Genomic DNA, 12,343 nt, shown 5'->3' with positions numbered 1-12,343 from the left:
GACTTCTGACTTATCGTTGCCGCGCGGCTTCGCGCACGGCGTTCCAGACCTTCAGCGCATCGACCGTCGCCGCGACGTCGTGCACACGCACGATCGCCGCGCCGCGCCCGACTGCGCACAATGCTGCTGCGACGCTCGCCGCGACGCGTTCGATCGGCGGCTTGCCGCCGATCACCGCGCCGAGCATCGACTTGCGCGACATGCCCGCGAGAATCGGATACGCGCGCCCGTCGGGCCGCGCGGGCGCCGTGTCGGGCAACGCGGCCAGCAGCGCGTAGTTGTCGTCGACCACCGCCTTGCCGAATCCAAACCCGGGATCGACGCAGATCCGTTCCGCCGCGACGCCCGCGTCGCGCAGCGCCTGCGCGCGTGCTGCGAGAAAGTCGTGCACGTCGGTCACGACGTCGCCGTAGTCGGGCTCGCCCACCTGCATCGTCTGCGGCTCGCCGAGCATGTGCATCGCACACAGTCCGCTGTTGCCTTCACGAACCGCGTCGATCGCACCCGGCTGGCGGAACCCCCAGATGTCGTTGATCATATCCGCGCCGGCAGCGAGCGCCGCACGCATCACGGCAGGCTTGTAGGTGTCGATCGACAGCGGCACGTTCAGCGGCCGCAGCGCTTCGACGAGCGGGATCACGCGCGCGAGTTCCTCGTCGAGCGGCACGGGCGGCGCACCGGGACGCGTCGACTCGCCGCCGATGTCGATCAGGTCGACGCCTTCGGCGATCATCCGCTCGGCCTGGCGCAGCGCATCGTCGCGCGCGAGGAAGCGGCCGCCGTCGGAAAACGAATCGGGGGTGGCGTTGAGAATGCCCATCACGAGCGGGCGTTCGAACGTCAGCGAGAAACGGCCGCACTGGAGCGGCGCGGGAATGGAGGCTGAAACTGCGGATTCGGGCACGGGCGGGAGGTGTTGATGAATGCAAAACGGGCCGGTGTGAAGCCACACCAGCCCGTGAACGGTGCTACGGCGGAGGTCAGGCCGGCGAAGCAGGCGCCGGCGCGTTGCCGGGCTTCACTTCGGCGGCCGTGCCGCCACCCGAGGAATCGCCGCCAACGGCCGGCGAGCTCTTCGGCGAGCGCGGCGGACGCCCTTCCATGATGTCGTTGATCTGATCGGCGTCGATCGTCTCCCACTCCATCAGCGCGGCCGTCATCGCCTCGACCTTGTCGCGGTTCTCTTCGAGCAGGCGACGCGCAAGGCCGTACTGCTCGTCGAGCACGCGGCGGATTTCGCCGTCGACCTTCTGCTGCGTCGCTTCCGAGATCGTGCGGGTGAAGCCGCGGCCGAACGGGCCGCTGTCGTTCTCGTCGTCGACGTAGACCATCGGTCCGAGCGCGTCGGTCATGCCGAAACGCGCCACCATCGCACGCGCCGTCTGCGTCGCCTTGTTGAAGTCGTCCGACGCGCCGGTGCTGATCAGGTTCAGGAACAGCTCTTCGGCCACGCGGCCGCCGAACAGGATCGCCAGGCGGTCGAGCAGGTAGTCCTTCGAGTACGTCTCGTTGTCATGCTCCGGCAACTGCCACGTGACACCCAGCGCACGACCGCGCGGGATGATCGTGACCTTGTGCACCGGGTCGGCCTTCGGCAGCAGCTTCGCGATCACCGCATGGCCCGACTCGTGGTAAGCCGTCGCACGCTTCGCTTCTTCGCGAATCACCGCCGACTTGCGCTCCGGACCCATGAAGATCTTGTCCTTCGCGTCCTCGAAATCCTGCATCTCGACGATGCGCTTGCCGCGGCGGGCGGCGAACAGCGCCGCTTCGTTCACGAGGTTCGCGAGATCGGCGCCCGAGAAGCCCGGCGTGCCGCGCGCGATGACGGCTGCGTCGACGTCGTTCGCGATCGGCACCTTGCGCAGGTGCACGCGCATGATCTGCTCGCGGCCGCGGATGTCCGGCAGGCCGACATAGACCTGACGGTCGAAACGGCCCGGACGCAGCAGCGCCTTGTCGAGCACGTCGGAACGGTTGGTCGCGGCGATCACGATCACGCCCGAGTTCGCTTCGAAGCCGTCCATCTCGACCAGCATCTGGTTCAGCGTCTGTTCGCGCTCGTCGTTGCCGCCGCCCATGCCGGCGCCGCGATGACGGCCGACCGCGTCGATTTCGTCGATGAACACGATGCACGGTGCGTGCTTCTTCGCCTGCTCGAACATGTCGCGCACGCGGGCCGCGCCGACGCCGACGAACATTTCGACGAAGTCGGAACCCGAAATGCTGAAGAACGGCACCTTCGCTTCACCGGCGATCGCGCGGGCGAGCAGCGTCTTGCCGGTACCCGGAGGGCCGACGAGCAGCACGCCGCGCGGAATGCGACCGCCCAGCTTCTGGAATTTCTGCGGGTCGCGCAGGAAGTCGACGAGCTCGGACACTTCTTCCTTCGCTTCGTCGCAGCCTGCGACGTCGGAGAAGTTCACCGCGTTGTTGTTCTCGTCGATCAGCCGCGCACGCGATTTCCCGAACGAAAATGCGCCGCCTTTGCCGCCTCCCTGCATCTGCCTCATCATGTAGAACCAGAACACGATGATCAGGATCGTCGGCCCGAGGTAGTACAACGCGGACATCAGCGCGTTCGGCTCGTCATCGGCCTTGCCGCTGACCTGCACGCCGTATTTCATCAGATCGCCGACCATCCAGATGTCGCCGGGCGACACGATCTGATATTTCTGGCCATCAGCCGGAGTGACGGTGAGGTTGCGCCCCTGCACGATGACGTTCTTGACCTTGCCGTTCTTGGCGTCGTCCATGAACTGCGAATAGGACACACCTTCCTGGACGCGGGGCTTGTCGAACTGCTTGAACACCGTAAACAGCACCAGTGCGATCACCAGCCACACTGCTGCCTTCGAAAACATATTGTTGTTCAAAGCACCACTCCTTCACTCGTAGACGAGCGCCTACATTTTCCTTGCGGCGCTCCTCGGTCATTCTAATCCAGTCCGACCACCCCTGCCATAAGCATTGACAACCGTCGCGATAGCGCTTCGCTTGTCTGGCAAGGGCCGGAGCCCGTTTGCGGCACCGCGCCCCGCGTCACCGCGGATGCTTCAGTTGCCGGCCCAAAATGAACGTTTCGGACGATTTGTCGCGGGACGCCTTCGGCTTGCGCGGCGCGACGATCTTAAACTGCTGTTTGAACTTTTCGACGATCTGGCTGTAGCCGCTGCCGTGGAAACACTTCACGAGCAGCGCACCTTCCGGCTTCAGATGATTCTGCGCAAATTCGAGCGCCAGATCGCACAGATGCTCGATGCGCGCCGCGTCCGCCGAGGCCACGCCCGAGAGGTTGGGGGCCATGTCCGAAATAACAAGGTCCACCGAGCGGCCTTCGAGCACTTCCTCGAGCCGGTGAAGGACCTCGTCCTCGCGGAAGTCGCCCTGGAGGAAGTGGACGTCGGCGATCGGTTCCATCGGCAGGATGTCGAGCGCGACGATCGTGCCGTCGATGCCGCCTTCGCGCTCCGCGTCACGCTTCTTGCCCTGCGCGAGCTTGTTGCGGGCATACTGGCTCCAGCTGCCCGGCGTCGCGCCGAGATCGACGATCACCTGACCCGGACGGATCAGCTTGTCCTGCTCGTCGATTTCCTTCAGCTTGTACGCGGCACGCGCGCGATAGCCCTCCCGCTGCGCCATTTTGACGTACGGGTCGTTGATGTGGTCGTGCAGCCAGTGCTGGTTAAAGCGGTTTTTTGCCATTCGAGAGAGAGATTGCTGCTATTTGCTTCGTGAAGCCGTGCTTTTGGCGGATAATACGCGTCTTCTTCGCGCGGCTGCGGCCCCTTCCGGGCCCAAGCCGCGATTTTACGTGGTTTCGGCGCGCGGCTGATGCGGTAACTTCCCGCGATTCGCTTCTGATGCAGCGCGCCCCTATTTAGATTTCGACATTTCCATGCCCGCCCTTTCGCTTTCCCCCGCCGAGCGCTCCGCGCTGCGCTCCCAGGCCCATGCGCTCAAGCCCGTCGTGCTGATCGGCGCCGACGGGCTGACCGACGCCGTGCTGAAGGAAATCAAGGTGCACCTTGCCGCGCACCAGTTGATCAAGATCCGCGTGTTCGGTGACGAGCGCGACGAGCGCGTCGCCATTTACGACGAGATCTGCGACCGCCTGAACGCGGCGCCGATCCAGCACATCGGCAAGCTGCTGGTGATCTGGAAGCCCGAGGCTGCCGTGGCGGCCCCGGCCCGCGGCCGTCGTGCCGGCGCGCTGCCGAGCGCGGCCGAAGCCGTCGACGACAAGAAAGGCCGTGCGCCGCGCACCGTCAAGGTCGTCAAGGTGTCGCCGAACGCGAGCCCCGTGCGCCGTCCGAGGCCGGTAAAGGTCACGGTGCGCGGCAACGAGCGCGTGACGGCGGGCGGCACCGTGAAGCGTGCGAAAAAGCGTCAGGCCAGCACGAAGCGGCCGCACCAGGGCAAGTAATCCTGCCGCGCGGCACGGGGCACCCCGTGCCGCCCTGCCGATGCGGCGCACACGCCGTTCAGGCGTCTCGCGCCGGCAAACGCCAGATCAGCATCAGCCCCAGCACGCTTTCGACGAGATAGAACAGGCTCGAAACGCCGTGCAGCATCCCGAAGCGGCTCGCATACGGCGAGTTCGCGATATCGGTGCCCGCCTCCATCGCGGCCACCCGCAGCGCGTTCATGAACGGCTGCAGCGCAAAATACCCGACCAGCACGCACGCGACCATCGCCGCGACGATCCAGCGCACGCGCCGGTAATCGCCGCTGCCGCGCCGCACCTGCTGGTTCGACAGCGCGAGCAGCAACACGCCGCATACGACACCGAGGATCGCCTCGATGCGAAACAACTGGGCGGCGACCGAGCCGGCCGTCATCCGCTCCAGCGTCTTGAACAGCACGGGCGCGACCGCATACCCGATCGTCAGCAGGCTGCCGACCCACACGGCCGACAGCAGACGGAACACGCGATGCGGCATCACGTCGCCCCGCTTCAGATGTAGCTGACCGAGATAATTTCGTATTCGCGCACGCCGCTCGGCGCCTGCACGGCCGCGACGTCGCCTTCGGACTTGCCGATCAGCGCGCGTGCGATCGGCGAGCTGACCGAGATCAGGCCGTGATCGATGTCGGCTTCGTCGTCGCCGACGATCTGGTACTTGACGGTATCGCCGGACTCGAGATCCTCGAGTTCGACCGTCGATGCGAAGACCACGCGGCCTTCGGCGTCGAGCACGGTGGGATCGATGACCTGCGCGGCCGAAAGCTTCGATTCGATTTCCGCGATGCGACCCTCGATGAAGCCCTGCTTTTCTTTCGCAGCGTCGTATTCGGCGTTTTCGGACAGATCTCCCTGTGCGCGGGCCTCCGCGATCGCGTTGATCACGGCCGGCCGCTCGACGGACTTGAGGCGCTGCAATTCATCGCGCAGTTGCTCTGCGCCACGCTTTGTCAACGGAATGGTGCTCATAAACGGCTCAATCGCTAAAAACGGCTATAAAAAAAATCACCGCGATTAAGCGCATTTCCGGCGAACCGGAAACACCGCTTAATCGCGGCACGTGTTGCTTCGACAGGTAACTGAACGCTTAGTTTAGGCGAGCATGAAGACCTTGTAAATCATAGACTTCCAGATCCTTCAGGTAGCGCAAGCCTTCGACGGCCGCGCGCGCGCCCGACATCGTCGTGTAGTACGTGACCTTGTGCGCCTGCGCGCTCATGCGGATCGAACGCGAATCGGCGATCGCCTGACGCGTCTCGTCGACCGTCGTGAACACGAGTGCGATCTCGCCGTTCTTGATCATGTCGACGATGTGCGGACGGCCGTCCTTCACCTTGTTGACGACCTTCACCGGCACGCCGGCCGCTTCGATCGCGGCAGCCGTGCCCTTGGTCGCGACGATCGGGTAGCCGAGGTCGTGCAGCATGCGCGCGACTTCGACCGCCTTCGGCTTGTCGGCGTCCATCACGGTCAGCAGCACCGTGCCCGACTCCGGCAGGCGCGAACCCGCCGCGAGCTGCGACTTGAACAGCGCCTCGCCGAACGTCTGGCCGACACCCATCACTTCGCCGGTCGAACGCATTTCAGGCCCGAGGACCGGATCGACGGTCGGGAACTTGACGAACGGGAACACCGCTTCCTTCACGCTGAAGTACGGCGGCTCGACTTCCTTCGTCACGCCCTGCTGCGCGAGCTTCTGGCCGACCATCGCGCGCGCCGCGATCTTCGCGAGCGGCAGGCTGGTCGCCTTCGACACGTACGGCACCGTGCGCGATGCGCGCGGGTTCACTTCGAGCACGTAGATGATGTCCTGCTTCGAACCGTCCGCCTGCGGCACCTGCTGGATCGCGAACTGCACGTTCATCAGGCCGACCACGTTCAGCGCCTTCGCCATCGCGCCCGTCTGGCGCTTCAGTTCGGCAACCGTTTCTTTCGACAGCGAGTACGGCGGCAGCGAGCATGCCGAGTCGCCCGAGTGGACGCCCGCCTGCTCGATGTGCTCCATCACGCCGCCGATGAACACCGACTCGCCGTCGCAGATGCAGTCGACGTCGCATTCGATCGCGTCGTTCAGGAAGCGGTCGAGCAGCACCGGCGAATCGTTCGACACCTTCACGGCCTCGCGCATGTAGCGTTCGAGGTCGCGCGGCTCGTGGACGATTTCCATCGCGCGGCCACCCAGCACGTACGACGGGCGCACGACGAGCGGGTAGCCGATTTCGGCCGCCAGTGCGAGCGCTTCTTCTTCGGCGCGTGCGGTGCGGTTCGGCGGCTGGCGCAGGCCGAGGTCCTGCAGCAGCTTCTGGAAGCGTTCGCGGTCTTCGGCCGCGTCGATCATGTCCGGCGACGTGCCGACGATCGGCACGCCGTGCGCCTCGAGGTCGAGCGCGAGCTTCAGCGGCGTCTGGCCGCCGTACTGGACGATCACGCCGACCGGCTTTTCCTTGTCGACGATCTCGAGCACGTCTTCCAGCGTCAGCGGCTCGAAGTACAGGCGGTCGGACGTGTCATAGTCGGTCGACACCGTTTCCGGGTTGCAGTTGACCATGATCGTTTCGTAGCCGTCCTCGCGCATCGCGAGCGCCGCGTGCACGCAGCAGTAGTCGAACTCGATGCCCTGGCCGATCCGGTTCGGGCCGCCGCCCAGCACCATGATCTTCTTGTTGGTGGTCGGCTGCGCCTCGCACTCTTCCTCGTAGGTCGAGTACATGTAGGCCGTCTTGGTCGCGAACTCGGCCGCGCAGGTGTCGACGCGCTTGTAGACCGGGCGCACGTTCAGTTCGACGCGGCGGCGGCGGACGTCTTCCGGCGTCGCGCCGAGCAGCTTCGCGAGCCGGCGGTCGGAGAAGCCGCTCTGCTTCAGGAAGCGCAGCTCGTCGAACGTCAGCGATGCGAGCGTGCGGCCCGCGAGCGCCTTTTCCTTCAGGATGATCTGCTCGATCTGCTCGAGGAACCACGGGTCGATCGCGGTTTCCGCGAAGATTTCCTCGGCCGTCATGCCGATGCGGAAAGCATCGCCGACGTACCAGATGCGGTCCGGGCCCGGCTCGTGGATCTCGATCGCGATCTCGTCGCGGTCGGTCGACTTCTCGTCGAGACCGTCGACGCCGACTTCGAGGCCGCGCAGCGCCTTCTGGAACGATTCCTGGAACGTACGGCCGATCGCCATCACTTCGCCGACCGACTTCATCTGCGTGGTCAGGCGCGAATCGGCTTCGCGGAACTTCTCGAACGCGAAACGCGGGATCTTCGTGACGACGTAGTCGATCGTCGGCTCGAACGATGCCGGCGTCTGGCCACCGGTGATTTCGTTCTTCAGCTCGTCGAGCGTGTAGCCGACCGCCAGCTTCGCCGCGACCTTCGCGATCGGGAAGCCGGTCGCCTTCGATGCGAGCGCCGACGAACGCGACACGCGCGGGTTCATCTCGATGACGACCATGCGGCCGTCCTTCGGGTTGATCGAGAACTGCACGTTCGAGCCGCCGGTGTCGACGCCGATCTCGCGCAGCACCGCGAGCGATGCGTTACGCAGGATCTGGTATTCCTTGTCGGTGAGCGTCTGCGCCGGCGCGACCGTGATCGAGTCGCCGGTGTGCACGCCCATCGGGTCGAGGTTTTCGATCGAGCACACGATGATGCAGTTGTCGGCGCGGTCGCGCACGACTTCCATCTCGTATTCCTTCCAGCCGAGCAGCGACTCTTCGATCAGCAACTCGCGCGTGGGCGACAGGTCGAGACCGCGCTTGCAGATCTCTTCAAACTCTTCGCGGTTGTATGCAATGCCGCCGCCCGAGCCGCCGAGCGTGAACGACGGACGGATCACGACCGGATAGCCGCTGCCACCGGTGCCGGCCATGATCTCGGCATGCACCTGGGTCGCTTCTTCCATCGAGTGCGCGATGCCCGACTTCGCGGAGCCGAGACCGATCTTGGTCATCGCTTCCTTGAACTTCTGGCGGTCTTCCGCCTTGTCGATCGCTTCCGGCGACGCGCCGATCAGCTCGACGCCGAACTTCTCGAGCACGCCGTGGTGGTGCAGGTCGAGCGCGCAGTTCAGCGCGGTCTGGCCGCCCATCGTCGGCAGGATCGCGTCCGGGCGCTCCTTCTCGATGATGCGTGCGACGACTTCCCACGTGATCGGCTCGATGTAGGTGACGTCGGCCGTGTTCGGGTCGGTCATGATCGTCGCCGGGTTGCTGTTCACGAGGACGACCTTGTAGCCCTCTTCACGCAGCGCCTTGCAAGCCTGCGCGCCCGAATAGTCGAACTCGCAAGCCTGGCCGATGATGATCGGGCCGGCGCCGATGATGAGGATGCTTTTGATGTCTGTGCGTTTTGGCATGGCTTGTGAATTCAGTAAGTAATCTTTGTCGTGGCGTTGTCGCGGATCGGCGGCTGCGCTCAGCTCATGGTGGCGAGCGCGAGCTTCACCGAGAAACCGATGAACAGGCCGCCCACGCTGCTCGCCGCGCCCGCCGCGAGCTTGCGGCGGCGGCGGAAATGCTCGGCGAGCCGCGCGCCCGCGAAGATCAGCGTGCTCAGGTACAGGAAGCTCGCGCATTGCGCGATCGCCCCGAGCACGACGAACGACAGCGCGGGATGCGGGAACGCCGGGTCGACGAACTGGATGAAGAACGAGATGAAGAACAGGATCGCCTTCGGATTCAGGAGGCTCACGATCAGCGCCTTGCGGAACGGCCGCTCGCCGTCGACCGCACGCGGTGCATCGGCCGGCGCATCGGCTCGCGCGCGCAGCTTTCGCCACGCGCCGCGCAGCATCCCGGCACCGATGTACAGCAGGTACGCGGCGCCGCCGTACTTGACGACGGAGAACAGCAGCGGGTTCGCCTTCAGCAGCGACGCGACGCCCGCGGCGGACAGCACCATCAGCACCGTGTCGCCGAGGAACACGCCGCAGGCCGCGCGATAACCGGCCTTCACGCCGCGCTGCGCCGCGAGCGACAGCACGTACATCGAGTTCGGCCCCGGCAGCAGGATGATGAAGATCACGCCGAACACGTAGGTCCAGATATCCGTGATGCCGAGTGCGTGGCCGAACATGATGCGAATCTCCCGTTCTTCGGTTGCTTCAGTTGCGTCAGGCGTTGCGCTGCTTCGCCGCGTCCATCAGTGCGGTGAAGCGGTCGAACAGATACGCGATGTCGTGCGGGCCGGGCGACGCTTCCGGGTGGCCCTGGAAGCAGAATGCCGGCTTGTCGGTCAGCTCGAAGCCCTGCAGCGTGCCGTCGAACAGCGACACGTGCGTCACGCGCGCGTTGGCCGGCAGCGAATCCGCGTCGACCGCGAAACCGTGGTTCTGCGACGTGATCACCACGCGACCGTCGCCGAGATCCTTCACCGGGTGGTTCGCGCCGTGGTGGCCCGTCTTCATCTTCAGCGTCTTCGCGCCGACCGCGAGGCCCATGATCTGGTGGCCGAGGCAGATGCCGAAGGTCGGCACGCCGCGCTCGATGAATTCCTTGGCCGCCGCGATCGCGTAGTCGCACGGCTCCGGATCGCCGGGGCCGTTCGACAGGAAGATGCCGTCCGGATTCAGTGCCAGCGCGTCGGCCGCGCTCGCCTCGGCCGGCAGCACCGTCACGTGGCAGCCGCGCTCCGCCAGCATGCGCAGGATGTTGTACTTGACGCCGAAGTCGTACGCGACGACGCGGTACTTCGGCGCTTCCTGCATGCCGTAGCCGCTGCCGAGGCGCCATTCGGTCTGCTTCCACTCGAACGGCTTCGTGGTCGACACGACCTTTGCGAGATCCATGCCCGCGAGGCCCGGGAACGAGCGCGCGAGTTCGATCGCCTTCGCCTCGTCGTTCGAGCCGGCCAGGATGCAGCCGTTCTGCGCGCCCTTGTCGCGCAGGATGCGGGTCAGCTTGCGGGTATCGATGCCGGCGATCGCGACGACGCCTTCGTCGCGCAGGTAGTCGCCGAGCGTGCGGTCCATGCGGAAATTCGATGCGAGCGTCGGCAGATCACGGATGATCAGGCCGGCGGCATGGACTTTCGTGGCTTCGACGTCTTCGGCGTTGACGCCGACGTTGCCGATATGCGGGTAGGTGAGCGTGACGATCTGACGCGCGTAGCTCGGATCAGTCAGGATTTCCTGATAGCCGGTAATCGCGGTGTTGAACACGACTTCACCGATCGTATGGCCTTCGGCCCCGATCGAATAACCACGAAAGACCGTGCCGTCGGCGAGTGCAAGCAAGGCGGGAGAAAAAGACGGCAACACGGGAGGCTCCTTGGGGAACACCCTGCTGCCGACCTGTTTACCCTGCCGCGCGAGCGCCGCGCTGCGTAGGCGCGCGGAGTCGCTAGCTGGACGCGACCTGCGGTGTCGGCACGCGAACCCGGCGCGTGGCGCACGAGGCTTCGCGGCATCGCCCGACAGGCGGCGTGCGGCGGATGAACGGGATGAGTGAGGTAGGCGCTAGGGTGCGAGGTTGATCAGCACAAACTTTCAAATTATAGCCCGAAAATGGCCTTATCTTCAATCGATATGGCCGTCCGATCACGCATGCGGCGCGCGCAATGCCGTGGCGTCACGCGCGCCGTTCGTTGCTGCGGCCCCGTTTCCGCAGCCGCCCTACCCGTCAGCGTACCGCCGGATCAACATGCTTGCCAGCGCTGCGCGCGGGCCATACGTACCAGACCGCGCTTGCGAGTTGCAGCACGAGCAGCATGCTCCACGCCGTGACGTGCGCGGCAGCCGGGTAATGGCCGTCGACGGCCGGCCAGTGCGACAGCACCGCGCCGATACCGATCTGGAACGCAAAGATCAGCACGAAGATCACGAGCGTCAATGTCGTATTCGCGCGGCCGATCAGTTGGGCCGGGAAGTGGCCGGCCAGCACGGCATAGGTCAGGATTCCGACGCCGCCGAACATGCCGTAGGCCGCCCACAGCACGGCCGGCGGCAGCGGCACGCGCGCGACGATCGCGATTTGCGTGACGACGAACAGCGCCATGCCGACGCCGCAAAACGCCTGGACGGACACGCCGCGACGCTCGAGCACGCGCGCCGCCGCGCCGAAACCGACACAGCCGGCCATCATCGCGAAGCCGAGCACCGACACGAGCCGTGCGGCGTGCTGCGCATCGAACCCCGCGACGTCGCGCAGGTACGGACCGACCCACAGCGACTGCATCGCGTAGAACACGCCCTGCGTGACGATCGAGAACGACGAGATCTTCCAGAATGCACGGCTGCCGAGGATGTGCCACGTGCCCTTGAACTGGCTGACGAGTCCGCCCTGATGGCGCGGCCGCTCGGCGTCCGGCGCGCCGAAGCCGATCGCGGCCGCGACGACGATCGTCAGCACCGCGAGGCCGCCGCAGATCACGCGCCAACTCGTCACGCCGAGCAGCCAGGTCAACGGCGAGCCGACCGCGACGCCGCCCAGGCCGCCGACAGCCATCACGAGACCGTTGACGAGCGGCAGCCGGCCGACCGGAAAATGCTGCGCGAGCGCCTTGAATGCCGCACCGAGACAGACCGATACGCCGACGCCGATCAGCAGCCGGCCGACCATCATCGTGCCAAGGTCGTGCGCGACGCCGAACACGGCGGCGCCGGCAGCCGCGAACAGCAGCATTCCGGCCGTCACGCGGCGCGGGCCGAAATGGTCGAGCAGCACGCCGGCCGGAATCTGCGCGCCGGCAAAGCCGAGAAAATAGAGACTGGTGAGCAGCCCGAGATCGGCGGCCGAGAGCCCGAGCTCGTGCGTGACGAACGGCGCGAAGCCGAGATTGACGCCGCGGAACACATACGACACGAAATATCCGACCGCAAACAGCGCGAGCACCCTCACCTGCACCGACGACATCGCTCCTCCTCGTGATCCGATCCCGGCCGCGCGAAGCAGC

10 protein-coding genes are annotated in these 12,343 nt (G+C 65.7%); 1 reads left to right on the top strand and 9 read right to left on the bottom strand.

Translation table 11 applies throughout. From position 1 onward, the window contains the following. Positions 1 to 10: 10 nt before the first annotated feature. From folP to WS46_RS16765, 3 genes are all read right to left on the bottom strand, one after another. Positions 11 to 952 (bottom strand): dihydropteroate synthase, encoded by a 942-nt coding sequence (gene folP, locus WS46_RS16775; protein WP_059691170.1) that lies wholly within the window; start codon positions 950 to 952, stop codon positions 11 to 13. A 28-nt stretch (positions 953 to 980) separates the two neighbouring features. Beyond that, entirely contained in the window at positions 981 to 2,876 is a 1,896-nt protein-coding gene (ftsH, locus tag WS46_RS16770; protein ID WP_059465595.1) for an ATP-dependent zinc metalloprotease FtsH, read from the bottom strand. 166 nt (positions 2,877 to 3,042) lie between these two features. Beyond that, on the bottom strand, positions 3,043 to 3,705 hold the full coding sequence (locus WS46_RS16765) for an RlmE family RNA methyltransferase (RefSeq protein ID WP_059523464.1): 663 nt from the start codon (positions 3,703 to 3,705) through the stop codon (positions 3,043 to 3,045). Between the two features lie 193 nt (positions 3,706 to 3,898). Here WS46_RS16765 and WS46_RS16760 point away from each other — a divergent pair, with 193 nt between their 5' ends. Next, entirely contained in the window at positions 3,899 to 4,426 is a 528-nt protein-coding gene (locus WS46_RS16760; protein WP_059523466.1) for a YhbY family RNA-binding protein, read from the top strand. Positions 4,427 to 4,484: 58 nt separating this feature from the next. Here WS46_RS16760 and WS46_RS16755 read toward each other — a convergent pair whose 3' ends face one another. From WS46_RS16755 to WS46_RS16730, 6 genes are all read right to left on the bottom strand, one after another. Further along, a complete protein-coding gene (locus WS46_RS16755; RefSeq protein ID WP_059523468.1) occupies positions 4,485 to 4,943 on the bottom strand; it encodes a DUF4149 domain-containing protein in 459 nt (152 codons plus the stop codon). A gap of 14 nt (positions 4,944 to 4,957) precedes the next feature. Next, on the bottom strand, positions 4,958 to 5,434 hold the full coding sequence (gene greA / locus WS46_RS16750) for a transcription elongation factor GreA (RefSeq protein ID WP_021163362.1): 477 nt from the start codon (positions 5,432 to 5,434) through the stop codon (positions 4,958 to 4,960). A 118-nt stretch (positions 5,435 to 5,552) separates the two neighbouring features. Further along, positions 5,553 to 8,807: a carbamoyl-phosphate synthase large subunit gene (carB, locus tag WS46_RS16745; protein WP_059691169.1), complete on the bottom strand. Its 3,255-nt coding sequence runs from the start codon at positions 8,805 to 8,807 to the stop codon at positions 5,553 to 5,555. A gap of 59 nt (positions 8,808 to 8,866) precedes the next feature. Next, positions 8,867 to 9,526, bottom strand: coding sequence for a leucine efflux protein LeuE (gene leuE / locus WS46_RS16740; RefSeq protein ID WP_059523472.1), 660 nt, complete (start codon positions 9,524 to 9,526; stop codon positions 8,867 to 8,869). A gap of 37 nt (positions 9,527 to 9,563) precedes the next feature. Beyond that, positions 9,564 to 10,709, bottom strand: a complete 1,146-nt coding sequence (gene carA / locus WS46_RS16735) for a glutamine-hydrolyzing carbamoyl-phosphate synthase small subunit (RefSeq protein ID WP_059523474.1) — start codon at positions 10,707 to 10,709, stop codon at positions 9,564 to 9,566. Between the two features lie 361 nt (positions 10,710 to 11,070). Beyond that, positions 11,071 to 12,303: a nitrate/nitrite transporter gene (locus WS46_RS16730; RefSeq protein WP_059691168.1), complete on the bottom strand. Its 1,233-nt coding sequence runs from the start codon at positions 12,301 to 12,303 to the stop codon at positions 11,071 to 11,073. Between the last annotated feature and the right edge of the window lie 40 nt (positions 12,304 to 12,343).

The sequence above is a fragment of the Burkholderia sp. RF4-BP95 genome, from assembly GCF_001521985.1.
GTDB lineage: Bacteria > Pseudomonadota > Gammaproteobacteria > Burkholderiales > Burkholderiaceae > Burkholderia > Burkholderia diffusa.
This window is presented reverse-complemented; position numbering and strand designations above follow the sequence as displayed.